Annotated in this window: 24 protein-coding genes and 1 tRNA gene; 14 read left to right on the plus strand and 11 right to left on the minus strand. The window is 45.3% G+C overall.

What is annotated here, in order from left to right:
- Window positions 1–34 precede the first annotated feature (34 nt).
- The 9 genes from ACQUQM_RS22305 (at window position 35) to ACQUQM_RS22345 (ending at window position 5906) form a co-directional block, all read left to right on the plus strand.
- Window positions 35–382: a hypothetical protein gene (locus tag ACQUQM_RS22305; protein WP_432472066.1), complete on the plus strand. Its 348-nt coding sequence runs from the start codon at window positions 35–37 to the stop codon at window positions 380–382.
- 122 nt (window positions 383–504) lie between these two features.
- Window positions 505–789, plus strand: a complete 285-nt coding sequence (locus ACQUQM_RS22310; protein ID WP_432472067.1) for a hypothetical protein — start codon at window positions 505–507, stop codon at window positions 787–789.
- Entirely contained in the window at window positions 768–1160 is a 393-nt protein-coding gene (locus ACQUQM_RS22315; protein WP_432472068.1) for a hypothetical protein, read from the plus strand. The genes ACQUQM_RS22310 and ACQUQM_RS22315 overlap by 22 nt, the downstream gene beginning before the upstream one ends.
- A gap of 59 nt (window positions 1161–1219) precedes the next feature.
- Window positions 1220–2284 carry an AbiJ-NTD4 domain-containing protein gene (locus ACQUQM_RS22320; protein WP_432472069.1) on the plus strand — a complete coding sequence of 355 codons (1065 nt, stop codon included), beginning with the start codon at window positions 1220–1222 and terminating at the stop codon, window positions 2282–2284.
- Between the two features lie 195 nt (window positions 2285–2479).
- Complete coding sequence (locus ACQUQM_RS22325) at window positions 2480–3148, plus strand: hypothetical protein (RefSeq protein ID WP_432472070.1); 669 nt, start codon at window positions 2480–2482, stop codon at window positions 3146–3148.
- Between the two features lie 195 nt (window positions 3149–3343).
- On the plus strand, window positions 3344–3766 hold the full coding sequence (locus ACQUQM_RS22330) for a hypothetical protein (RefSeq protein WP_432472071.1): 423 nt from the start codon (window positions 3344–3346) through the stop codon (window positions 3764–3766).
- Window positions 3767–3797: 31 nt separating this feature from the next.
- On the plus strand, window positions 3798–4049 hold the full coding sequence (locus tag ACQUQM_RS22335; RefSeq protein ID WP_432472072.1) for a hypothetical protein: 252 nt from the start codon (window positions 3798–3800) through the stop codon (window positions 4047–4049).
- A 117-nt stretch (window positions 4050–4166) separates the two neighbouring features.
- Window positions 4167–5537 (plus strand): hypothetical protein, encoded by a 1371-nt coding sequence (locus tag ACQUQM_RS22340; protein ID WP_432472073.1) that lies wholly within the window; start codon window positions 4167–4169, stop codon window positions 5535–5537.
- Window positions 5538–5642: 105 nt separating this feature from the next.
- Complete coding sequence (locus tag ACQUQM_RS22345; RefSeq protein ID WP_432472074.1) at window positions 5643–5906, plus strand: hypothetical protein; 264 nt, start codon at window positions 5643–5645, stop codon at window positions 5904–5906.
- Between the two features lie 449 nt (window positions 5907–6355).
- Here ACQUQM_RS22345 and ACQUQM_RS22350 read toward each other — a convergent pair whose 3' ends face one another.
- From ACQUQM_RS22350 to ACQUQM_RS22390, 9 genes are all read right to left on the minus strand, one after another.
- Entirely contained in the window at window positions 6356–6973 is a 618-nt protein-coding gene (locus ACQUQM_RS22350; RefSeq protein WP_432472075.1) for a hypothetical protein, read from the minus strand.
- Between the two features lie 217 nt (window positions 6974–7190).
- Window positions 7191–8372 (minus strand): tyrosine-type recombinase/integrase, encoded by a 1182-nt coding sequence (locus ACQUQM_RS22355; RefSeq protein WP_432472076.1) that lies wholly within the window; start codon window positions 8370–8372, stop codon window positions 7191–7193.
- Window positions 8373–8489: 117 nt separating this feature from the next.
- Window positions 8490–8753: a hypothetical protein gene (locus ACQUQM_RS22360; protein ID WP_432472077.1), complete on the minus strand. Its 264-nt coding sequence runs from the start codon at window positions 8751–8753 to the stop codon at window positions 8490–8492.
- Between the two features lie 269 nt (window positions 8754–9022).
- Window positions 9023–10513 (minus strand): YfjI family protein, encoded by a 1491-nt coding sequence (locus ACQUQM_RS22365; protein WP_432472078.1) that lies wholly within the window; start codon window positions 10511–10513, stop codon window positions 9023–9025.
- Window positions 10506–11453, minus strand: coding sequence for a toprim domain-containing protein (locus ACQUQM_RS22370; RefSeq protein ID WP_432472079.1), 948 nt, complete (start codon window positions 11451–11453; stop codon window positions 10506–10508). Before ACQUQM_RS22370 ends, ACQUQM_RS22365 begins: the two co-directional genes overlap by 8 nt.
- 84 nt (window positions 11454–11537) lie before the next feature.
- The gene (locus ACQUQM_RS22375) at window positions 11538–12284 is read right to left on the minus strand and encodes a hypothetical protein (protein WP_432472080.1); all 747 of its coding nucleotides are present in this window, start codon (window positions 12282–12284) and stop codon (window positions 11538–11540) included.
- Window positions 12285–12504: 220 nt separating this feature from the next.
- On the minus strand, window positions 12505–12738 hold the full coding sequence (locus tag ACQUQM_RS22380) for a hypothetical protein (protein ID WP_432472081.1): 234 nt from the start codon (window positions 12736–12738) through the stop codon (window positions 12505–12507).
- A 308-nt stretch (window positions 12739–13046) separates the two neighbouring features.
- On the minus strand, window positions 13047–13721 hold the full coding sequence (locus ACQUQM_RS22385; protein ID WP_432472082.1) for a recombinase family protein: 675 nt from the start codon (window positions 13719–13721) through the stop codon (window positions 13047–13049).
- A gap of 154 nt (window positions 13722–13875) precedes the next feature.
- Entirely contained in the window at window positions 13876–14370 is a 495-nt protein-coding gene (locus ACQUQM_RS22390; protein ID WP_432472083.1) for a hypothetical protein, read from the minus strand.
- A gap of 649 nt (window positions 14371–15019) precedes the next feature.
- On the opposite strand from ACQUQM_RS22390, the gene ACQUQM_RS22395 reads away from it, so the two are divergent.
- The 5 genes from ACQUQM_RS22395 (at window position 15020) to ACQUQM_RS22415 (ending at window position 21352) form a co-directional block, all read left to right on the plus strand.
- Complete coding sequence (locus ACQUQM_RS22395) at window positions 15020–16939, plus strand: hypothetical protein (protein WP_432472084.1); 1920 nt, start codon at window positions 15020–15022, stop codon at window positions 16937–16939.
- 2 nt (window positions 16940–16941) lie between these two features.
- A complete protein-coding gene (locus tag ACQUQM_RS22400; protein WP_432472085.1) occupies window positions 16942–17655 on the plus strand; it encodes an OmpA/MotB family protein in 714 nt (237 codons plus the stop codon).
- Complete coding sequence (locus ACQUQM_RS22405; protein ID WP_432472086.1) at window positions 17652–18776, plus strand: HNH endonuclease; 1125 nt, start codon at window positions 17652–17654, stop codon at window positions 18774–18776. The genes ACQUQM_RS22400 and ACQUQM_RS22405 overlap by 4 nt, the downstream gene beginning before the upstream one ends.
- 201 nt (window positions 18777–18977) lie before the next feature.
- Window positions 18978–20603 carry a hypothetical protein gene (locus ACQUQM_RS22410; RefSeq protein WP_432472087.1) on the plus strand — a complete coding sequence of 542 codons (1626 nt, stop codon included), beginning with the start codon at window positions 18978–18980 and terminating at the stop codon, window positions 20601–20603.
- Window positions 20600–21352 (plus strand): SH3 domain-containing protein, encoded by a 753-nt coding sequence (locus ACQUQM_RS22415; protein WP_432472088.1) that lies wholly within the window; start codon window positions 20600–20602, stop codon window positions 21350–21352. Before ACQUQM_RS22410 ends, ACQUQM_RS22415 begins: the two co-directional genes overlap by 4 nt.
- Window positions 21353–21667: 315 nt before the next feature.
- On the opposite strand, the gene ACQUQM_RS22420 is transcribed toward ACQUQM_RS22415, so the two are convergent.
- Together ACQUQM_RS22420 and ACQUQM_RS22425 are read right to left on the minus strand one after the other, a co-directional pair.
- Window positions 21668–22585, minus strand: a complete 918-nt coding sequence (locus ACQUQM_RS22420) for a hypothetical protein (protein WP_432472089.1) — start codon at window positions 22583–22585, stop codon at window positions 21668–21670.
- Window positions 22586–23403: 818 nt separating this feature from the next.
- Window positions 23404–23480 (minus strand) — tRNA-Ile (locus ACQUQM_RS22425).
- Window positions 23481–23508: the final 28 nt, after the last annotated feature.

Below are 23508 nucleotides of genomic sequence, written 5' to 3' on the forward strand. Positions count from 1 at the left end.
AGTAGTTTCAGTTTCGAAGGAGGCCATCCGGAAAATGAAGATACTGCTAATGATCGGCGGTGCGCTGGCACTGGCGGCCTGCGCCAACCTGGGGCAGACCTTCGCGGCGTGGGAGGGGCGCCATGTTGATACCTTAGTGGCAGCATGGGGCCCGCCTGCCGCAACACATCGTATGGATGATGGCCAACGGATCCTATCCTATACAGCACAGCAACACTATCAGGTCCAGGGACCGGGGATTGAGGTGCCGTTTTCCGGCACCTACTGGTGTGAGGTGACCTATTGGGTCGATCCGGGTGGCATGATCACGTCCAGCCGCCTTAACGGCAATCTCGGTGGTTGCAACACGCTGTTGCGGCGGAAGGGGCTACCACCGCAGTAGGCCGACTTTCCGTGAAAGTGAGATGGTTCAGTCGCTGCAGCACTGCATTCCCTATCAGTTGCCTCTTTGTTGTCTACATGGCACCATTAAATGGATATTTGTTTACATAGGATGTTAAGAGCATGCCTGCCGTTGTCGTGGAGAAAAACGACAGAAAACACCTCTTTAAAGTCACCGAAGCTTGCTCCCAGCTGCCGGAACGTGATCTGGCTTTGCTCGGCATACTCTTTGGCACTCCCATGAAAGTTATTGAAATTGCCCAACTAAAAGTTAGCGATGTATTGGACTGCAAAGGGGATTACTTAAAAGAATCGAAGATCCGTGCAGAAATCGCATTTAATGGCCTTTCTCGGCCCCTGTACTGGTCATCAAAGCCATTACTGGAATGCTGGATGCGTATTTCTTAAAGCGCGTGAAACTGGATCAGGGGCTAACAAACAACACTGCAGCTTATCGCCAGCTAGACCCAAACTCCCCCGTATTTCTCAACAAGCATGGCAAGCCATTTCCTTTGCTGGAGCGGCCCGATAAATCAGGAAAGATCCGATATACCTGTACATCATTATCCAGGCTATACAGCAATCTCTTTTCTAAAGCTGGGATCGATGGGGCTACAGCAGAAAGTGGACGAAGAACGTTTGCAGTGACATTGAGGCGCATAGGGTACGATATTCCACATATTCACACTCTGTTAGGTAACCAGAATTTGAAAACAACTCGTCGGATGCTTGATAGTGATCCGGTAGATATGGGCAGCATTGCTGCAAAGGCGTTTTGATATTTTAGAAAGGAAAAACAATCGCCTGAGAAGGTGAGGATTTAAAAGGATAGTTATTCATGCTTACAGATATCTTTGCTCACAGATACATGAATGTAGTTTTGTGGGATCGGTTTGACGAAAATGCCCGTCGCTTGTTAGTCCAATCCTTTCGAATTATTAGTGAACAGCTTTTTCCCTATTACTCTTATGATGGCAAAGAAAACCCTAAGATGAAGGAGACCTGGGAACAATTAAACAAACAGCTCGCGATGGAGCTTGGGTTAAAAGATCTTTCAACACCAACTTATGGGTACTACTCACAATGGAATGGGAACAAACATTGGACTAGTGGTTCTTTGGCCAAGGTGACAGTATGTGAGAATTTTGTTTGTTCTGACTTTGATGGAACGATCGCTGCTGACCAATTTATCAAAGAACGCCTTAGCTTCATTGAAATAGCATTCCGCTGTCGTACAGAACAAATAGCCACGATGAATGCTGGTCTTGAAAAGAATGTTCATGAAGCAGAAATAAGTTCGAAGAGAAGAGCCCATCGTGGCGTTGTCCGAGTTTCTGATAATCCAAGCGATAGGTTACGCGCCGCTAATGCTGCTATGAATAACCAGTTTCAAGCCTCCTGTGATGAATTGAATGCACGGTTTAGACAGGCAAGAACCAGACTGGATTACCACAACGGCTTCATACAAATATCATCAGACGAAACAATGACAGACCAAATCGAAAAAACGTTTTGGAATCTTGTTTCTGCACCTGAGTGGAGGAACGTCGATAATGACATAAAGGAAGCTATTGATCTCCGAGACAATGGGGGGCGGGATCCGGCTTGGTATGCTGCTAAAGCACTCGAAAGTACCATTAAGATTATATCAAACGAAAAAGGTTGGACTCAGGGCAATGAAAGAGGAGCAAGTAACTTCGTTGATAACCTGCGATCGAAGAAGAATGGCGAATTCATTTCCGGTTGGGAATGTGATGATATAAAAAGCTTTTTCAGAAACGTAAGAAATCCATTTGGACATGGTGCAGGTGATGACAACATGCCAAAACTGTCACTAGCACAAACTGATTGGGCGATAGAGTTTTGTATGATCTGGATTAAGAACCTGATTCGGAGAATGTAATCCTATTTCTCTCCGCCAAGGTTGGAAGTAGATCGAAAATCGTCACTTCACGCGCATTGCGTTCTATTCAGAGGTGGTAAGCTGGTGGCTAATAAATTCACGGAAAGGCGAGGGAACGACGGTGGCAAGAGAAGATATATCTCAGCATGAGCATCAGCATTAAGGAAGATAGGTTGATATAGGGAGGGGGAAACTTTGTTTAGAAATATGAATGTGAAGGACTTCTCAAGGCTTGAAAATGAAGAGTATGCAGTCTGCAATTCATGTAGAGGTCGTTTCTTTGCTGTGGACTCTGGACATCAAGAGCTATGCTTGAATTGCGTCGAGCAAAGAAAAAAATCCGGGAAAAAACGAAGCAAATATTTTTTTGCTTTAAGGTCTGTTATATCTATTAACCCCGTAATCTCAATCATATCTATCCTGCTTGCTACAATATCAATTTCTAAGTTGGTTTTTGATATTTTCACACTCGAACCCATTGAGTTGTTCCAGAATATTTACACGACATATGCGGTCCTTTTCTATACGGCATTTGATTTTATATTTATGTGGTTACCGGTGCATATACCACCCATTATCAAGGATTTATTTGCTTTGTATATCATTATGGCCACAACCGTATATCGCACGCTTCAAACCAAAGGGCAACGTCGTGCCTCTGTATGGCTTGAAACAATCATATTGATTCGAATGGCCTTTCTTTGGCCATACTATATTCACTTCGCCGTTGGCGGGTCAGCGGGATTTATGGAAGGGCAAACATTTCATATTGTAAGGATTAGACCAGTCTTCGTATTCCGGCTGATTGCAGTAATTCTGTCTACCCTGTTTGTAATAGCGGTAAATTATGCTTATTCCATATAGTGGAATTAATGTGTAGCGCATTCATAGCGGTGAAGTATGCCACAACCCATTTTTTGATCTTCGATATGGAGACAGGTCAGCACTATGATACGGGCGGTCGATGTCTGAACCTTCCGATCACTGAATATCGTGTTGATCTCCAGGCGATGAATTAATGTCACCTGATAACCAGTAAATCACGGAAAGGATAGGGATATGGAAAACCAACGCATAATTGATCAAGGCAATACTGCATACCAGATAGGCGCAAGCCTCGCGGATAATCCTTACGAGGCATACAGTAAAGAGGCGTTCGACTGGATAACCGGCTGGGCTAAAGCCGCTGACCAGTGCTGCTCAGATTGGAAAATGCGTTACGGCGGTGCTCCCGCAGAACTGCCGGAAGATCTTGAGAGTAAATCCTACCGAGAGTTAATCCTGGAACTGAAGGGCGAGATCCCTGCCTGGGTTTGTGCTTTTAGTGACCGCACGGCGTATTCGCTTCTGTGTGAAAATTTCAACAGCCTTCAGCAAGTTAAATTGGCTGTAGATGAGGGGCTTGAAATTGATCAGATCCCTAGCCTGGGACGCAAGGAAGTGGCTGAAGTAGAGCAGCTTCTGGAGTCCGTGTATAAGTGACCAGACTTTAAAGGAGAGGAACCAGGGACCGATGATGAGCCAGAGAACCAAGGTTACCCAGCTGCGACCGGTAGAACGTGACCGGTCGACAGTGAGCGATGAATTAGATGCCCTTGATTGGTCTCTTCAGCAGATTGCGGTACGCCTGTCACTTATTGAAGGTTTCAGCACTCCAGATGGTGGATACTCAGTTGAATCTGCCCGGCGTCATTTAAACGATGCAGTCCAACGTTCTTACCGCGCCAAACAGGTGAGCAGAGGCCTAAAAGTTTACAAAGCATAATCACGGAAAGCATGCAAGCAAACCATATGAGCTACGCTTTATGATGCAAATCCAGGCAGCTCATTGGTTGAGGTTAACCACACCTCAATGTGTATTTAATTTCGGCAGGGTGAAGTTATGGTGGATAAGGAGTTTCTGTCTTATTGGCTAATGCACATAGGGCCGAAGGACGTGTTTTCATGGTTAGAAGAGAACAGGCCAAAACTTACAAAACTTTCACTCTCCTCATATCGTGATCCGGAAATTGAGAGTTTGTTACTGAGCCGCAGTGATCCTTTGATTGATCTTGGGTTGGCGTTATACGGTCACTGTTCAGAAACCGGAATGGAGCTGTATAAGCGTGGCGGTGAAAAGAAAGAAACTACAGTTATATCCGGCCTTTATTTGCCGTCAGACAGCTCTGGCGAATTGTTCCAGACGACAGAGGTAGATCAGATTAAGAAGGCGGTTTTATCCGGTTCGACAGTACAAGGTAGTTTTGGGCGAAGCTGGGTTGTTGAAAACGGGATTTTAGGTGAGTTGATTACTTCAGGAAGCTACTACCTGGTGAACTCATTCCTTTCTAACGGTTTTTGCGGTGATGAAATAATTGAAAATATTTTTGAAAAGAAAGGCGTTTTTGAGCACCTGGAAGATGAGCTGTGGTTAAACTTTATTCGTCAGGCTGCGTCAAATCCAAGGTTGTCTTTTCCGGTCGATGACCTTGAAATGTTTGGTTATCGGTTTTCAGAAGGCTGGAAGCTATTTGAAACATTACCTGTAAGTGATCGCACAGCTTCAACGTTGGCAGTTTTGGGAAAAAGGCTGTTGCCGGAGAGAGCTCATGGTATGAAGATACTAAAAGCTATAGAGCGGTGGCGCGTAAAGAATTCAGATAAGCCGGATAGTAACTATTTCTGCTGTCGTTTTCTTCTTTCTGGTCTGATTGAAGACTTTAATGAGAAGTTTAAAAAACTGTGTGACAGTGATGATCCGGCTCTTCGGTACTCTTACTATTCCAGATTTTCTACACGTAAACTAGAAAGGGTAAGGGAGCTGTTTAATAAGGATGAGATAACCTTTCTTGAACCGGCTTTGAAAAATGAAAACCTGTATAAATATCAGGCTGTCAGAGAAGAGTTGAGAGAATGTTGTTGCGATTACAAAGACCCTGATCCGGATATCATGATAGTAGACGTATTTGACTATCAAGCCGATCAGAGGGCAAAACAGCATCCGGAGTGGTTTGATAATCTGGATGATATTTTGCGAGCTCTTGATCTTATTGATGATCCTTGTGAAAGATATAGTAAGCAGCTGGAGCTGTTATCACGGCAGGTACAAAATATCTTAAAGCCAGATGATAAGAGCAATGTGAAATATGAAGGTATTCAGGGGAATCCTGCCAGTGCATCTGGTGAGAAATTTATTCCCGAAAGTAAGAAAGGGCGTTTTTTGTTTGGTATTCTGGTTGGCGCTGTGATTGTTTATGTGCTCCATCTTGTATAGAGCCAATGGGTTTCCGGTCTTCCAGCTGATATATCACACCTATTTGGGCATAAAATATGCGGAAATTTCAGGCAGGGCGGAAATGATAGCCAATTAGGAGGGCACATGTTTGAAGAAACCCGTCTCGGTCACAAAGTCGCAGTGGCTACCACCTGGCGTCAACTGTTTTCCGCTGTTCACTCCGCAAGAGAGGTGAATACTCCAGATGGTAAAGGGCTGTACTTCAGCAATTGGCGGATCTGCCAACCCTCTACCGCAGCAGCGAATATCCACCTGATCAGAAATGGTGAATTGAGCCTGCGTTGTGTGACGCGCAATTATGGTCTTCGAGCCAAAGTTGCCGAGTTAATGAACCAACCTGCCGGTTAACCGGCTCACTTCTCAAGCTTGTCGCGATAACTGCAGGTTTGCGAAGTGGATCAGAATTTAACGGAAAGCACCAATTTGCATGATCAGGGATCTTTGAGAAGCTGGTGGGCATCAAACAACACGGAAAGGGGACCTATGTTTAGTAACAAAGCAGTAATTGCTGAAATCGAAGCAAAAAAGATATTAAAACTCGCCATGCTCACTCAATGTAGCAGACGCAAGCTCTGCGTCTCGTAACAACAGATAGCGATGAACAAGCTTTGGTCCAGATCGCCGGAATAAAATTAGTTAGACAGGAAGAACAAGGCTTGAATCGACCAGTTTTTCGTAGACATTAATACAGTTCTTAATGGACCGATCCTGGCACAAAGCGGCTGTTCTTCAGATCAAACAGTAAAGCCTGCTTAGTGCTGTAAAGCAGACAGAAATGCCAGATTGAGGACTAATATTCACTCCACTTTCGACTGCACCCACGTCTTCGCGTTACCCCATTGTTGCTTCGTCAGCTCAAGATAATCCTGCCTTTCGCCTTCCTGGGTTATTGCTTCATCACTTTTGCTCCAGAGTCCTTTTCCCCAAGTAGATATCTTCGCAAGAATACTTCCCTGATCATCAGGTGCAGCCTCTGTAACATTGGATTCTTCAGGTAATTTGTCCAATATTGTTGCGATTGAAGGGATCTCTGGATGGCATATTTTGTCAATAATTTCTGGCGTCGTCGTATCCTTGATGTTCATCTCTGAGTGAAGCTGACCAATATCTGTTACATCGGCACAAGCATCCTTCACCTCAAGGGTTGTCACGGCAAGTATCATAGCGACGCCGAGATAAGGGACAGACTCAAGGGGTATCGAAGCGACGCTTCTGGCGGTTCTTTTCGCCGTGCGTTTAATAACTCGGTTTCCGTATTTCTTAACAGCAGCAGTTCGTTTGCTCATCACTGACTCTACGCCAGAAATCGAAGTTAGCGCTGTTGATAAAGTAGCATTAAAGGCTCCCCAGGTAAGCGTCAACACGTTACTCGTCAAGAGGCCAAAGATTAATATGAAAGAGAAAATTCTAAACATACTGATGAGTCCTTTCTTAATATTCTGAAAACTTAGCCTGAAGCTATATGATGACGATCAGTTTATCACCAACAGCGCAGTGAGCGTTCCTGCTGTGACCTAGCGGCTCTGACCTTAGGCTAGAAGGGTAGCCATCCCTGGATACCAAGATTCCCAGAGGTTGCCACTGAGGCAGACAGGCAGGGCCTTTCGACCCCACCCTGACTACTGACACACTTCAGCTAGCTTCGGAGAACGCCCCATCAATACACATCGATGCACTGGCTGCTGCAGCCTGTAGTGCACTGCTAGACAGATGGGCATATCGTTGCGTCACCGATGGATCAGAGTGCCCTAGTATTTGCTGAACCTCATATAAGGTCCTCCCATCGTTCACCAAGAATGATGCATACTGATGGCGTAGATCATGCAGCCGAAGACGTGGTAGACCAGCCTCCTTTCGCAACCGTCCCCAGACTTTAAGGATTGTGGTGTACGGTTTGCCGGTGTTCTTATTTATGAATAGATACTCATACCTCTGTTCAGTTGTTAGTTGATTAATAATTTCCAAAGCTGAGTCGTTCAACGGTACCGAACGGATTTTCTTAGATTTGGAGTTAGCTGCGGGGATCCGCCATACACGGTTCTTCTGATCAATGTTATTCCAAGTGGCGGTTAGGGCTTCATTGAGACGAGCCCCAGTACTCAGCAGGAATAATGCAATATTGCACACCATTCGGTTAGCATCGGATCGTAATACATGGATCAGGCGCTCAAGCTCATCTCGCTCCATATAGTTCTCAACTCGATTATCCTCTCTGAATAGAGGGACGCGGCGGGCAGGATTCTGGCTGATGATATCCCAATCAACAGCCAGGTTAAGTGCATGACGGATCAGTTTTATGTAATGGTCACAGTAAGCTCCTGATCGTCCTTCCTCCTTCAATCGGGTATGGAAGCTCTGTATCTGTTTTCGCGTAATTTGATTCAGGCGCATATGACCGAAAACAGGTATCAGCTCCCGATTCATCATACCCTCGTCACCTTTCCATGTTCGTTTATGGCTTTTTGCATGAGGCATGTATTGGTCTTGCATAAACTTAGCAAAAGTAGGAATCGCTTTTCGGGCGATTACATCCGCTCGGGGATCAGCTCCCTGAGAGATTTCTGCTCTAATTTGTAGTGACTTTTTACGAGCGTCTTTGAGGGATAGGTCAGTGGTGCGACCTAGCTTATTAGCTCGTTGCTGGCCTGCTTCATTACGGTAGCGGAGGTAGTATGTACCAACACCTTGTTTGGCACTGGATACTTCAACGAGAAGGCCTGGTGTCGTTGTGTCCCGGTACTCGATTTTGCGCTTTCCTTCAGGACAGATCAGTCCGTTTTTTATGAAAGATTCTGTGAGTGCGATCGTAGCCATATTGGCCTCCTAGTAAATTTAGATCGAGTGATGCTATGGCAGCATTTGCATGCCACCGTATGTCGGGATTAAGGGAGTGCCTACAAGACGAGGTTGAATTGTAGGCTTAGCGGTTTGTTAGGGTGTACAAACTCGGTACCGGCAGTGGTTACTGCCGTCTGTTCCGATGAATTCAAGGGGAAGTAGATTCAGTTCAGCTAAACGCTTAATTTCCACCCCTATCTGAGTGCAAACGCCACGGCCTTGAGTCATCCAGAAATTTTGTTTGAAGAGGTTTTTTGCTTTAATTACGTCACCTGCGTTGAATGTTTCAATCTGTGTAGAAGCCATATTTAACAGCTGCTGTTCATCGTTGGTAAGTGTGTGAATTGATGTGGTCATTATAAAATTCTCATTGTTTGAGTTGGATATAGTTAGTTGTTTGCTTTGGCCAAATGACGCAGCACTTGATGCGTTTTTATGTATCCGGCTAGCCTGTTGAGAGTGGATATATTTAGTTGTTTGCTAAATTTTGGACATGGTGGTTCCTCATAAAGCCTTACGATTAATTGAATACCTGGGTTTCGTGAGCGTTAGCCCGGTTGGAATTCATACCGCCAGAATGGGGTTTCGGCGGTTTTGGCGATATGAATCTGGGGGGCTAGCACGTCCTACTCGAGGGCAGGATTCCAGCGAAAATGTTTCGTCGGTCGCCCACCCGAAGGGCCTGAAGGGCGGTTCATCTCAATCAAATAGTTGTGATCGAGCAGACAATTAATGGCATCCTGAATGTCGGAAGATTCAGTAAGTGCTGCCCACCCTTTTCTACGGATATCGCGAACTGTGAATATCGGGTTTAACCCTGAACGCCGCTTAAGTATCAGTTTTGCACTGTCCATAGCTGAACTATTGGAGATGCTATAAATACGTAACGCGTGCGATTGTAGAAAGGGAGCCCACGTCAGAGCTCTGAGTAACGATTCTTTGCTTACATCAGTTCTTGCACCATCTATCAATTCAAAGAGCAAAGCGATAGCGGTAATTGTTTTAGGGGATTTTGTGAAGTGGCTCTCAGCAATCGGGTGATAGTCTCCATTCCGAATATCGGCATGCAATTCTTCCATCCACTTTGCAAATAGTGCCTGCGCTTCCGGAGAAAATCTTAATACGGTAGGACCTTCCTTTCCGGCCGATTGCATAGCATGGAAATCACGGACAAGACTTCTGTAAGCCTCGTAGGCTTCGGCGTGAGGGGCTTGGTCTTTCCACTTCCAGTTAGCACCAATATCAGGCCATACGGCAAGTTGCAGACGCTGTACCAATCCATCATCAGCATGCCCGCTCTTAGCTAAACTAATCAATCGGGCTATTTTACTTGGCTGTATACCGCCAAGAACGCTGAGGGTGCAGTTTTCGATGGCAATCGTTCCTCGGCCTATTCTATCGTAGGTGAAGCGACCGTCACCGTCGAAGCATTCTAGGTAAAATGCCCGCTCCACTTGGCTATCTTCTTGAGACAGTTTAGCTAAAAAGCCCGACAGTTCATCTCGTAATAGAAGTAGACCGTTAGGGTTCTCATTCAACAATTCGCCCAGCTTTTCAACAGTTGCATCATTGACAACATAGCGATGCATTGACGCAAGCTCTTCGTTGAATTCAGCATCTTTTATTGTTGAAAAGGCTTCTTCGCGTTTGCCTTCCCTAAATAAGGTTTCTGCTTGTTTCGTTGCTTCAGTGATGTCTGCTTTTGCTAACTTGCTAAACACTTTGTATTTTTCCGTATCCACCTTTAGTTTATCGGCGTTCTCTTTTTCTAATTCATGGATGGCTCGAGTCGCATCTTTTAGTGCTGGTGATTTCATCGCAGAAGGAGGTCCTATCAATGCACCCCACTGGTTAATTCGTATCTCCCAGTCGTCATTCTGTTTAGGCCGGATTGCATACTTATTCCCCACTACTGCAGAAAGCACAATAATGGCGGAAATAGCGACATACTCTGGTGGACATTGTGTTCTTTCGGCTACATCAAACACATAGTCGCAAAGCTTATTAGGTAGCATGTCTCTGGTGAGTTTTTCTACCTTGGGAAACTCCGACTTCAGAGGTAGGGGCTTTTCAATGGTAGATTCTGGTTGGCTCAGAATGTCTTTAGTATCAGTCATTGTTTGTTTCCCGGTCAAAGCAGTTGGCATAGTCATTGAAGTCGGTGCATCGACAGTCTTTGTATTGGCAAGGTAGAGGGGGGCTGACAATGCTAGCTCCGATAGCTTCGGCTGCCTCTCTACCCTTCGTTAGTCCCGGGTTGCCCTCAGTACGATGATCGTTATCTGCAGCAACAATGAACTCTATTGAAGTGGGAGCCATCGACACCACTGTTTGGCAAACTTCTAGGAGATTACCTGCAAACATTGCAACTATTACGGGATGGCCTGTTTCTTCATGGATCGTTGCTGCTGTTGCCCAGCCCTCACAGATGTAGAGAGTATCGGTCGAAAATAAGCAGCCTACAGTAGCGAATAAGCCTTTGACGCGCCCTCCTTTGAGAAAGCTTTTGCTGCAGTCGGGGTATATTTTTTGTGCATTCCAAATTTTTCCTTTGGTGTCTTGCAAGGGCACGAACAACACTACGCCACTTTGTTTTAGGTTGTGGGGGGATACTAGCTTTTGGGTCAAATACTGATGGAGTACGTTGGCAGGTCTTGCAGAGCTAAGGAGGTTTTCGGCGGTTTTGGCGGCAACCTTTTGATCACCTTCCCGTTGCTCTCGGCCTGCCTGTACGTCCTGTGCGATCTGTGCCTCGAGGGCTGCTGATTGATGAGGTGTGAGCTGTCGAGTAGTGCTCAGTCGCCAAGTGAATTTTTGGTCTGTGATATAACAACCGTAAACCGCAAAAGTGGCACTCGGATGGAAGAATACCCAGCAAGCAGTGTTACTGCTGTCCTTCCCTGGAGCAGGAAAGCGTTGAACACTCTCCCTAGGCTCAGGAACGAAATGAACCCCTAGATTGTGATAAATGTCCTCTGCTAGTTTGAGACTGGCAGTGTTTGTATCCACAGCGTGGTAGTTAGAGTGTTGTGTTGAATCTATTGCTTGTTGTTTCATCTGAAACTCCTATATCGCATTGATTTAGGAGCTAGATTACTTGGGCTTAAACCGGATTAGTTTCTTTAGGAAAAAATCCAAAGTTCAAAGTTTAGATGGATAGTCATGCTCTTTGAGAAGAGATTTTCCTTCTCTAATATGATTTATGATTGTGCCTTTTTTTAGCCCTTTAAAGTCTTCAGGAGCAAATGATGCAACGATTTTGCTGAGGTTTGGTTCACCGGAGAGCACCCAGTTAGTTTTGATTTGGTTGTCTTGAGAGGTCTCATACAATTTCTCAGTAAGCAGAGCAATCAGCATTAAAAACGCCTCTTTCGTATTTTCCTGCAGCTTTCGAGGTTTCTTTTTAGGTGTTAGTTCTGGCTCAGTCTCGCTCTGTGATGCCGCATTCCTCAAGTCATCGCTAGTTAATTCTTTCTCATTGTGGCCACCTGCACAAAACCACGCATATACGCTTTCTCTGGTGAGGGTGGTGGTGTTGAAGTTCAACTGGGGAGTTTTAGTGTCTATAGCTTCGTCCATGTGAAAATCTTCATAACAAGTGACCAATAAAGTATCGCGCAGATTGTGCTTCCAGTCAGTGAGTTCATTTTGCATCTTACGGCGCAGTTTTTTTGCTTTTTGATATGTATCTGTCTCTTTACGGAGGTGCTCGCGGAGCTGCTCGATTACTGAGTCTGGGTCATTTCTTTCAACGGATGCATCTAATTCATCTTGTAGATCGTCGATGTAGAAGTCTGGATCGTAGTTATCAATGTCATGCACGATACCCACAACTTCATTAATGGTTAGGTGGGAACATAGGCGGTTATTGATTTTGTCTTTGGACATGTCGATACCTTGGAGGTTAGTGTGCCCTTCAATCAAGGCCGGAGAAGGGGGGCAGGCTGTTGTCTTTGCCCCAGATCGATACCGCCGAAACCGCCAATACTGGGTTTCGGCGTATCTTTTGAGGAGGCTGTCGGCAGCGTATCAGATCACTTATTTAAACAGTGTAGTGATCATGAACTGACCATCGATATTTATCAATCCAGCCTCCTGCTATTTGTGGTTATTCCTCCTCGTAAGGCTGTAAGCCAAGCTCTAATCGCTTGTGTTTTAGATACTGCATCAGGTATTCCTCCAAGGCATTAGGTTCAAAGTCATCAAACTCACTATCCAGAATCTGGATGGCGGTCATCTCGTAGCGTTCGTATTGTTCGGTAGGACTGGCAGGCTTACCTGGTAGAGTTTTAACGGCTTTTTCCAGGCGAGCGCCAACCTCCGCGAGAGAGCGGATAGTCATATTTATCTCCAAAATTTAGGGGTTAAAGCAGAAAAGGGGGCATTAGATAGGGGGTAGGGGAGTTGTTCTGATGCGTTATTTGATCTTGGGTTTGTTCCTCATACGATTTCTAAACTGTTGTATAGATGCAGTACCTTTCCATCGCCATAGTGCTACACAAGCCAGCAACAGGATGCCGCCGACAGGGAAGAGGTACATAAACAGCAAAAAGAGCATGATGCCGATTAGATATAGATCCACAATTTCGGCGAAGAATATGACTGAGATAACGACTGCTAAGGCTAAAAACATAAGTCCTCCTTGATGAGTTAAATAGTGCGGTTACGGCGAATGCGACTAACGATCGGTACTGAGAACTGACCATCCCTAGCTGTGGTTAGTCCTCGCGCATTGAGTGCGTCGGCTATGGCTCGGCAGGTGGTCAGTCCCTCGACAGCTTCAAGATGGCTAATGACCTTTAGGATCTTGGTCTGCCAGTCCTGTTGTCGCTGTACTCGTTGGGCGTTGGCTACTGATACGTCATGGTTACGGTGTATCTCCAGTTGCGGGTTGCCCAAGATGACTCCTCGCTCCTTTGCAACCTGTAAAGCCTGCTTAGTTCGCTGAGAGATCATTCGGGCTTCGTGCTCGGCCATTGCGGCCAATATGTGGATGGTGAGTTGATCGATCTCAGGAAGATCGCAAAGCTTGAAACGAATGCCTCGTTTTTGAAGACTAGTGATGAAGTGCAGGTCTCGGGAGAGTCTATCCAGCTTTGCTACCAATAAAGTCGCATTAGCTAATTCGGAATAGTCTGCAGCCATTGTGAACTCCGGTCGATCAGCTCGTTTACCGCTCTCGACCTCGACAAACTCAGCAATGACCTCTCCGCCCATTTGGCTTAGAAATTCACTGACAGCGTGCTTCTGGGCATCCAGACCTAGGCCGGATAATCCCTGTTTCTGGGTGCTCACTCGGAAGTAGGCGACATAGCGTTTATTCATTGCTGTTGCTCCTGTTTGTGGATAAGTAGACGGGCACGGCAAAGCGCTGCGATACCCGTCGGATATTGCATTTCGCTAAAGGTCCCTTTTGTGTAATGTGAAGTGAGGATTGGAAAGAAAAGTTGTGAAGAGGAGATGTTGCTGGTGGATTTGATTACTTGTTCTTGGCAGTTTTCTTCATCGTTTTAATCAACTCCTCTCGTTTGTCGTCCTTTATTTTTTCAGCTGCAGCTACCTCATCCTCCAGGCTGACTTGGTCCTTGATAGGTTTTTGCATGGCTGAAGTTAACGCCTTAATGTCTCCCTTGGTGTGGGATAGTTTTTGCTTCTCCGCAGGTAGTAGTAGCTTCTCTGCTCGAAGTGCAGCCGCAAGGAATCCATGGTTGTTGGCGCTGTTAGATTGATAGAGGCGCTTAAAGATCAGTGCTTTGAATGGGGCGTTTGTTTTGTTGGTTTCTATCAATTTCCAGATACTTTCAATATTGATCCATTCATTACTGAAAAAGCCGCCAGTGCTATTAGCCGTGATGCGCAGAAATAGTGATTTGGCTTTATCATCATAACCGACGTTGTAAGTGATTGTGGGCTTGTCTGGTGAGCTAATTTTTGAGCAGAGGGATTGCTTGATGATGCGAATGTTAGCTTTCATTTCAAAGTCTCTTGTTGATTAATTTGTGCGGAGGCTTTCTCCATTAAAGGTACCGAGCTTTCCTCAGTTTTTGAGGGCTCTGAAGGGGCTGTGGGGGCGTATTCGCAGGCAAGGGAAGGGATTTGATCTGATTGGGTATTGCTAAAACTAGTTTCAATTATCTCTATGCAAATGTACTTGTTATGTCTGGAGTATTGCTCCGGTTTCGATGCAATTCATTACACTCGGAGTTGGTACGAATTTATTCCAATTCGTTGAATTATTGATAGATTTTCAGTTAATTTGGACTGGTGATTTTGGGTAGGCTGGTTGTAAAATTTGATGTTTGGATGTGTATACTCATACACACTTAGGATGTGATCGACTGAGCCGCAAGAGCTGCATTCGTTGAGAATGAAGCAAGGCTTATGATGTTAAAGGACTAAAAATGATACGTACTATCATCACCACCGCCACAATTTCTCTTCTGTGTTCAATTTTCTTTAATAGCATCATTGGTGCTTTTGACTACGCTGCTGTTTCTGTAGATAAGCTTAGAGATCTGAAAGCTTCGCATTCTATTGTTGAGAAAATGAAGACAAGGTTCCTTAAAAAGCCAAGTAATAAAGCACTGTTTTATTACTTGTAACCATAACTAAAAGGATTTTATATGCTCTCATCTATAGTCGAAGATCTGTTGCGTAACACCGGAAGCGACAGTATTACCAACCTGTTTTTATGGGGACTGTTGGCTTGCTTCGTTTTTGCGATAGTACTTAAGAAGACCAACCATTCACATTCATTTACCTCATATGCCCCGACATTGTTAACAACCCTTGGGATACTGGGCACTTTTGCCGGAATCATCTCGGGCCTATTGGGCTTTAATGTTGATGATATTGATGGAAGTATCGATGTTCTTCTTTCAGGCCTGAAAACGGCATTCACGACCAGCCTGGCAGGGATGGCCCTCTCGATCCTGTATAAACTCATCCTTTCCACCGGCATTTTGTCTCCAATACAGAGTGATCAGATAGATGAGGATGAAATCGGTGTCGCAGAACTCTACTCGGCGATGCAAGAGCAAGTGAGCGGAATCGATGCACTCAAGTCCGCGATTGGGGGCAATGATGAATCCAGCTTAGTTGGTCAGATGAAACTGATGCGTTCTGACTTCAGTGATCAGCATAAGGCTCTATTAAAACCAGTTCAGGCTGCTGCAGAGAGTACGGCCGAACTTACCGGTGCTGTGCAGGCTCAGCAACAAGCGTTTGAAGCTTTCCAAGATCGCTTATGGATAAAGCTTCAGGACTTTGCAGACATGATGTCGAAATCTGCAACGGAACAAGTGGTTCAGGCCCTGAAAGACGTAATCACAGACTTCAATACAAACCTGACAGAGCAGTTTGGTGAAAACTTTAAGCAACTGAATGCGGCTGTACTTGAGTTAGTTAAGTGGCAGGAAAACTATAAGCAACAACTCGACCAGATGTCTGAGCAGTATCAGCAGGGTGTGCAGGCAATTACACAGACTGAAACCGCCGTGGCTCATATCAGTGAGGAGTCCAAAGCGATTCCGAGCAATATGGAAATGATGAAAACCGTATTGGATGTGAATCAGCACCAGTTGCAGGAGCTTGAACGTCATCTCGATGCATTTAAGGATATTCGCGATCGTGCGGTGGAAGCTGTTCCGGAAATTCGCACTCAGATTGATGAGACTGTTGAGGGCATGAAGCAAGCGACGGCAACAATGAATGACGGCTTGGCGAAAACAACGGAAACTCTGACGGATGGATTAAAGAGTGCTGCTGATACTGTCACAAAGGATGTTACCGAAGCAGTAAGTGCTATGTCTTCTGGTGTAACTGATAGCAGTAATACTTTGAAAGAAAACCTGACGGCATCGGCCGAGGCACTTGTTAAGGGGGTTGTTGATGCGACTGATTCTGCGGCGAAAGGGATTACCGACGCATCGGAAAAAATGTCTGAAACAGTAACTGAAAGCTCGGTTGAGCTTGGCAAAGCAATTATTACGGGCAGTGAAGATTTCCGGAATAGTAGTGAGCAAGTCAATACTTCTTTGCAAAGCGCATCTGACGTTATCCAAAAAAACAGCGAAGAAACAAAGCAAATGTTCGATGACGCGCTTTCAGAAACAAATTCTGTGTTGCGGAATATGGTTGCTGACCTGAAGGATGATAGCAGTAAGCTGGTAGAGTCCTATAAAACTGCGGGTGAAACCTTAGTCACGGAGATGGGGCAGGTTCGACAAACCTTCGAAAAAGGTCTGGACGGCATGCGTGGTGAGTTGACTGAGAGTATGAATGCATTGGCGGAGCGTCAGGCTCAAGAAAACCAGCGCGTGTTGAATGGCCTGTCTCACCATGCGGATGAAGCGCTTAAAGATACCGGTGAATCCGTTAAGAAACAGATCAGGATGCTGGAAGAGGCTACTCAACATCAAATGAACGAAGTGATGAATGAGTTTGGCCGGGCATTGACGACAATCTCCGGTAAGTTTACTAGTGACTATCAGCAGCTTGTTAACGAGATGCACCGGGTTACGCGGATGCGTGAAGAGGTGTAATCATGAACAGATTGCTGGATCCGAAGTCTTCCGAACAGGAAGAGTCCCACTGGCTCTCGGTTTCTGATTTGATGGCCGGGCTGATGATGGTTTTTCTGTTTATTGCAGTCGCTCTGATGCGTGAGGCGTTTATAGAACGAGATAAAATTAAAGAGGTGGCGGTTGCCTATCAGGATAATCAGGTCGCGATCTACGATGCGCTGATGACTGAGTTTAGTAAAGATCTCAGTAGTTGGGATGCGACTATTGACCCGGAGTCTTTAACCTTCACCTTTCAGTCTCCTGATGTATTGTTTGCGCAGGGCAAAATTAATCTGAGTAAGCGTTATCAGGAGTTGCTTAAAGATTTCTTCCCTCGTTATATGACAGTGCTGGATAAATTTGCCCCTTCAATCAATGAAGTGAGAATTGAGGGCCATACCAGCAGTGTATGGAACAATCACGTATCCGATACCGAGGCCTACTTTTTGAATATGTCGCTTTCTCAGGGTAGGACGCGAAGTGTATTGGCTTATATCTATCAGCTGCCTGAGATTCAGCAGTACAGTCCGTGGATTAAACGCCATTTTGCAGCTGTTGGATTTTCTTCATCACGACTGGTTATGGATGAACAAGACAGCGCCAAAGAAGACCGGGTCCAATCACGCCGTGTTACTTTCCGTGTGATTACCAATGCGGACATCAAGATGCGCCAGATTCTGGAGCTTGAAGGATGAAGCTGGATGTTGATCTGAGTGGACTGTGGGCCAGTGTAAAAAAAATGGGAGAGCATGATAGTGACTTTACCATTGATACAACCTATGGAGGTCCCGGCTTAGAGTTTGATGATGAACTTTCCAGTACGGCAGGGATGGATATTCAGCTTGAGGATCTTGAGCTGGATAAAGGGGTACTCAGTGTACATGGTCGGCAAGTCCTGCTTTTTATACCCGATCAGGGAAGTCAGATTATGGAAGTGATGTCTGATGGCGGGAAGGGTAAGAAATTCCATGTGGCGGACTGCGTCACGCTTAATGAGATGCGAAGAAAGAAGCGCTTTCAACGTTATAAAGCGACCTACAATGTGTCCGGGACGTTCCAAGTTTACGGTACAGACTATCACTCAGGAGACAGTATCGAAGGCGAGGCTGAGCTGAAAGTCTGTAAGAACTGCCTCAAGTACTTGAACTATAAAGGCTATCAGACTGGTGCGGGCCTGCCAAAGTCCAAAATTTTTCAAGGCTTTGATATTGCAGCGTTTCTTTCAGAGTACAGCACTCTGTTTAAGACCATGCCTGATCGGGCTGCAATGATCGATATGGGCGGGTACTCAGATGATTGGCGGGAGGTTTCATCGAAATACCGTCAATCAGTGAATTATACGTGTGAATCGTGCAGCGTTGAGTTGAATGAACATCGCCAGCTCTTACATACACACCACATTAATGGCAATAAACGGGACAACCATAGCTCTAACCTGAAAGCGCTGTGTATTGATTGCCATCGCAAACAGCCTCTGCATGATTATATGCGGGTCAGGCACGAAGACATGGTGTTGTTGACTCATCTGAGGAAGGCACAAGGGTATCTTGAGACATCCAACTGGGATGAGGTCATTGAAATGGCTGACAAAGCGCTTGATGGGTTGCTCAGGCACTATGAGAAAAAGGGAACGCCTTTGCCTGAGGTGGGGTATGAGCTATGTAAGCCCGACCAGTCAGTTGCTGCTGAGCTGGAAATCGCCTGGCCGAAAATGAAAAAGGGGATTGCCATCAGCAATGATGATCTTAAAGCGGCAACAGAGCTTGGCTGGAATGTACTTACCGTAGGACAGGCGTTGAGTAGTATGAACCCATGAAATAAGCCAATGCTGCTCTCAGCTTCAAGGAATAATAGAGTGTTCCAAACATTGAGTGGCTGGAACTGTAATCACGAAGTATTGGTGAGGCCAGCAAGTACTGGCCCTCAGCCAAGAAGTGAACTATGGAAGTTTGGGTCATCTGTCGGTTTGTGTAAAGACGATATACAGTAAAACCAGTAAGGCACAGGATACTAATAAATGAATATACCTCTAGGAGTACAAGAGCCGGTGCTGGCTCATGAGCAACTCTGCCAACAGCAGTTTAAGCAAATGCTGCATTGGTTTCTTGTTATTGTTGTTTTAACCCTTGTGGTTGGATATGTAGATACAGAGGTATTAGCACTAGCTGAAGTTCCGGTTAAGTTTTTGTTCCTTGCCATGATGCTTTGTTCACCCCTATTGATAGTTTTAACTTTTAAGGTATGGCGGTACTTTAAAGCTAAAGGCCAATTAACGGCTTATCAATACATGCTGGAAAAGCTCGGTCGGGCTCGCTTTGAATCGTCAATTAAAATAATTCAAGGGACTATCTCCGAAGCTGTGGCGTTGGAAACAACGAATCATCTGATTACCCGATTACTAGAATACTATCAGCCTATCTTGCAAAGCCATATGACGGCATTGAATCAAAAATCATTAATGAGTGCATTGAATAATGAAACCGCTTTATTGAAGTTATCTTGTGATAGAAAAATTAACGAAATTGCTAGGCAAGTACCACTAATAAAGGCGATGAATCACATAGAGACTTCGCTAGCCTTTCTGACTAAGCGTCGTAAAGAAATGACTGTCCAGTGGGAAGAGGCATATGAAGGTTTTTCTTGGTGGAATCAAATTAAGTTCGCTACTGGACCAGACTTTTCTGAAATTGATGATGCAATAAATGAATTGTCGGTATTGAAACGAAGATTGGTCGCTAAGCATGAGGAAGATTTTGACCAGCTTGATAATCATTTTGAACAATTGAAAGAGAAAGCGCTGTTACGTATTTCCTCCGCAAAGATAGAGGCAGAGCGTTTTATTCAGGAAGCTAGCTATCAGGATGATTTTGGTGCGACGATATTACACAAGGCGATGTGGTTTTCTGCCATGTCATTACCAGTGTCGATATGGTCCGATGTTGATCGTGCGATGGATGTCTACGATGCCCTTAGAGGTGTTAGCGGCAACTTTGCAGGTATGTCAGATGCTGAAATTTGGTTGGAATCATTGTTTTTACCCGCTGAAAGTCTCGCAGGTCTAACGGCTTTAACCAAGGGTGCATATTTCGAGCAATTAGTAGCCGATGATACCGGTGGACAGCTTTTTGAACATTTTAATAACCCTGATACGGATATTGTTATTGATGGTGTGGCTTTTCAGCTTAAGGCGACGGGCAGTGAGGCTTATATATATAGCGTGGATGAGTCGGTACCCGTCATTGCCACCACTGAAGTGGCACAAACTACCGGAGTATTAGACAGTGGCTATAGTAATGAGGAGCTGACGAATACAGTTGATAACGCCTTGGGAGGTACGATTGTCGATATAGGGGATACAACGGCTGATTCGATTCTTGCCGGGCTTGGTGGTCTGGGTTTTTTTGCCACTATCGACGGTATTAATCATGCTGCTACCAAGTATGAAAACGGTGGTGATGCGGTTGAAGCGATGTTTGAAGGGGCTGGGGTAGCTATCGAAGGCACTGCTCGCGCATTGGTTGGGGCGGCTGAAATGGGGTACAAGGTATTAGCATCGAGGCCGAGTCGATTCATTGGTCGGACATTGTTAAGCGGCTTAGAGAAGCTTGACCAAAAATTGTTTGAAGAGCCAAATAAAAAGTGAATATTGATCAGCTTAAGGAGAGTGCGAATAAGGAGAAACCAGTGCCTTCACTTTTCAATCTATCTTCCATTAAATACTGGATCGCAGTTTTTATTTTTTTGCTCAGTCAGACTGTTCATGCCCTAACTTTAGCAAAGACTACAGCTAACTCACTGAATCTTAGGTCATCGCCGGGTGGTGAGGTGGTTTTCTCTCTTCCTAAGGGCTCACATGTTGGGCTGGTGGAAGTCAAAGGGACTTGGGCCATGGTTATCTATATGCCAAATGGAAGTGCTGATGACGCCAAGTTTGGCTGGGTCAGTACTGCATACCTTGAATTATTGAATGGACGAGGAAAAATAGGGCCAGGGTATAGCGTTAGTGGAGACAGCTGCAGTTTCGAGTATGACTCTGGTGCGCAGGTGTGTGTCACGGCTACTGATATTGATATTGATTGTCGGGAGTCGTTTGACCGGACATATTATCGCGGGTGTGATGTTGAGGTAGATTATGAGGTTTCAACCGATTATGAGGGCGAGGACCATCTTAGTGCTGATGTAGAGTGTGAAGTGGATATAAAGTACAAGGAAAGAGATGGATATTTATGGAAGTATGATTCAGATGATGAGTCAGAAAATCATTCGCTTTACTCCTATGGTAGTGAGTCAGGAGACATGGATCTTGAGTTTACGTTTTCATCTTTTAGAGAAGTCATTCAGGTCAAAGTAGATGGTGTCGAATGCGAGATTAGTAGTGTTTACCATTATTGAGCTCATATCGACGTCCCGACGCTTCGTCGCCAGTGGCCACTGTGAGCAAGCTTGGCAGGTGAGTCCTGTTAGTTACCTGCATTTTGATTTTGAAGTACCAGGTTGAGCGTTCTTCGATCTGGTGTCAGATGAGTCAGGCTTTATGAGATCAAACCGCGGCACACGAACCCAGGACCTGTCTAGAATTTAATAAGAGTGAGTCGGATGCTCTAACAGATATAGCGGGGAAAATGGTGGGCCTTCCGGGACTCGAACCCAGGACCTGCCGATTATGAGTCGGGATGGTGGGCAGCTTCTCGGAGCGTGTATTGTTAGTTATCGTACGGCTCTGGAAGTCATGGTCATCTCTAGCTCTAACTCTTCGCTCAGTGCGTGGAATTTTGGTTCTAATTTATCAGCATCCTCGTTTGTTACTTTGATGGTAATGTCTAGCTGCGTATCTGAGGCCGAGTATCGAGCTATCTCTTTGCCTTTGGACCTGGCAATGAAATTAAATGGCTTTTCCGTGTTTGTATTACGTTGATTGTTTCCGTTGAAACGATTCTTAATCACATCGGAGGCAACTCGCCGGAAGCGCTTTTCAATGGATGCGCTAAAAGATGGGCTCATGTTTTTATCCATATCTTTGATGGTGTAATAGGTAAAAAACCGCTTCCTGATAACGTGTAACTCAACTCGCATCGGTTTGTCTACGGGGGATATAGCAGGGTGATAGGGTGGTGAGAAATGCAGACTCCACGAATCATCTTCTTTGTAAGGTGTTGCAACAATCACTTGTTCATTTAGAGTTATCCTCTTTAACTTCTTGCTGAGTCTAAAGTGCTTAGCCCCTTTTTTTGTTAGGACAAGAATTAAGGTGCAGGTGTCAGCAAATTTTAGCTTTCGTTGAAGTTGTTCAAGATCTCTGACGGCCCAATCCGATAAGCACTCAAATAAGACCTGCTTGTATCCCCTTTGGCCTGCTCCATCACAAAATCCATTGTGACCTTTGATACCAATGCCTCCGTCATAGGTTAAGTAGCCAAGTTGCTGCAGAGCATTCAGACAGTTATGCCTAAGCGCGCGGTGTGTATGGCCTTCGGACTCCAACTCCCTATCATCATAAGAGTTTGTATGCTGTGAACCGTCGGCGGTATCGGTCACATAGATATCTTTAGCGAATACCCAGGGGCTTGATTCAAGCGGAATGAGGTCTTCGGGTTTTAGGCTGGAGTGTCGTCGCGTTTCGTTCATGTGGAGGTGCATCTCTAAAGGCTCTTTAAGTGATCAATCTATGTTAGTCCTAGGTTAAAGCCGGTAACCTTTTTTGAATAGTAGGTCAGGTAACGTAACCGCAAATCCCGCAATACTTTTACAGTTAGGAATAATGATTTGTCCCTAATCATCATGATAGACGGCCGAAAGATTTATAAGGGCCTGCTTTCCGGCTAGTTAAATTCGGCAAGCCCTCACGTTCGTTAAATTTCACCTGCATAAATATCAGTGGTGACATTCTCCTCAGTGCCACACAGTACATCAAGTACTGAGTTTCTATAGGGTAGGCCATCCTTGGCCCTGGAATTACCTTCCGGAACTCGAACCCAGGACCTGCCGATTATGAATCGGAGCAAGTGGTCTTGCTCTCTATTGCACTACAATCTACCCGAGCCGGGATTTGACAGTTTTCTGGGCTGGGTGTTGGAGCTTCGCGATGAATTAGGTATTCCGAATAGTCTGGCGGCACTCCCTGGGTCACACTGATAGATCCAAATGGAGTGGTTGCGTTTGACGGATTCCATATCGATATCGATCAGTTGATCAGCTATTTGAGAGAGAATGCTTAGATTTTCAGAGGGCGCCTGAAGAAGCAGTGTTTAAGTGGACAGCGGATGGTCCAAGTTTGCCGGGATCGGACAAAAAAATATCGAGTGGTGTAAATGGTAGAAAGGGGTAGCAACGCTGAAAACTGCAGGGTCTTTGGGAATGGTGGGCCTTTCGGGGCTCGGGCTTAGGATCTGCCGGCTCTTATAAAGAGTGAGTCGGATACAATTACAGATACAGGAATAGGGGGATGGTGCCTCTTGCAGGACTTGAACCTGCGACCGATCGATTATGAGTCGAGCGCTCTAACCAACTGAGCTAAAGAGGCAGTGCGGTAAATGCTATGTCAAAAAACA

The organism is Amphritea sp. HPY (assembly GCF_050870985.1).
Lineage (GTDB): Bacteria > Pseudomonadota > Gammaproteobacteria > Pseudomonadales > Balneatricaceae > Amphritea.

Bases quoted from the DNA above. Each gene is read 5' to 3' on its own strand.
- ACQUQM_RS22305 (WP_432472066.1), top strand. From the start codon at position 35: ATGAAGATACTGCTAATGATCGGCGGTGCGCTGGCACTGGCGGCCTGC.
- ACQUQM_RS22310 (WP_432472067.1), top strand. From the start codon at position 505: ATGCCTGCCGTTGTCGTGGAGAAAAACGACAGAAAACACCTCTTTAAA.
- ACQUQM_RS22315 (WP_432472068.1), top strand. From the start codon at position 768: ATGCTGGATGCGTATTTCTTAAAGCGCGTGAAACTGGATCAGGGGCTA.
- ACQUQM_RS22320 (WP_432472069.1), top strand. From the start codon at position 1,220: ATGCTTACAGATATCTTTGCTCACAGATACATGAATGTAGTTTTGTGG.
- ACQUQM_RS22330 (WP_432472071.1), top strand. From the start codon at position 3,344: ATGGAAAACCAACGCATAATTGATCAAGGCAATACTGCATACCAGATA.
- ACQUQM_RS22335 (WP_432472072.1), top strand. From the start codon at position 3,798: ATGATGAGCCAGAGAACCAAGGTTACCCAGCTGCGACCGGTAGAACGT.
- ACQUQM_RS22340 (WP_432472073.1), top strand. From the start codon at position 4,167: ATGGTGGATAAGGAGTTTCTGTCTTATTGGCTAATGCACATAGGGCCG.
- ACQUQM_RS22345 (WP_432472074.1), top strand. From the start codon at position 5,643: ATGTTTGAAGAAACCCGTCTCGGTCACAAAGTCGCAGTGGCTACCACC.
- ACQUQM_RS22350 (WP_432472075.1), bottom strand. From the start codon at position 6,973: ATGTTTAGAATTTTCTCTTTCATATTAATCTTTGGCCTCTTGACGAGT.
- ACQUQM_RS22355 (WP_432472076.1), bottom strand. From the start codon at position 8,372: ATGGCTACGATCGCACTCACAGAATCTTTCATAAAAAACGGACTGATC.
- ACQUQM_RS22360 (WP_432472077.1), bottom strand. From the start codon at position 8,753: ATGACCACATCAATTCACACACTTACCAACGATGAACAGCAGCTGTTA.
- ACQUQM_RS22365 (WP_432472078.1), bottom strand. From the start codon at position 10,513: ATGACTGATACTAAAGACATTCTGAGCCAACCAGAATCTACCATTGAA.
- ACQUQM_RS22370 (WP_432472079.1), bottom strand. From the start codon at position 11,453: ATGAAACAACAAGCAATAGATTCAACACAACACTCTAACTACCACGCT.
- ACQUQM_RS22375 (WP_432472080.1), bottom strand. From the start codon at position 12,284: ATGTCCAAAGACAAAATCAATAACCGCCTATGTTCCCACCTAACCATT.
- ACQUQM_RS22380 (WP_432472081.1), bottom strand. From the start codon at position 12,738: ATGACTATCCGCTCTCTCGCGGAGGTTGGCGCTCGCCTGGAAAAAGCC.
- ACQUQM_RS22385 (WP_432472082.1), bottom strand. From the start codon at position 13,721: ATGAATAAACGCTATGTCGCCTACTTCCGAGTGAGCACCCAGAAACAG.
- ACQUQM_RS22390 (WP_432472083.1), bottom strand. From the start codon at position 14,370: ATGAAAGCTAACATTCGCATCATCAAGCAATCCCTCTGCTCAAAAATT.
- ACQUQM_RS22395 (WP_432472084.1), top strand. From the start codon at position 15,020: ATGCTCTCATCTATAGTCGAAGATCTGTTGCGTAACACCGGAAGCGAC.
- ACQUQM_RS22400 (WP_432472085.1), top strand. From the start codon at position 16,942: ATGAACAGATTGCTGGATCCGAAGTCTTCCGAACAGGAAGAGTCCCAC.
- ACQUQM_RS22405 (WP_432472086.1), top strand. From the start codon at position 17,652: ATGAAGCTGGATGTTGATCTGAGTGGACTGTGGGCCAGTGTAAAAAAA.
- ACQUQM_RS22410 (WP_432472087.1), top strand. From the start codon at position 18,978: ATGAATATACCTCTAGGAGTACAAGAGCCGGTGCTGGCTCATGAGCAA.
- ACQUQM_RS22420 (WP_432472089.1), bottom strand. From the start codon at position 22,585: ATGAACGAAACGCGACGACACTCCAGCCTAAAACCCGAAGACCTCATT.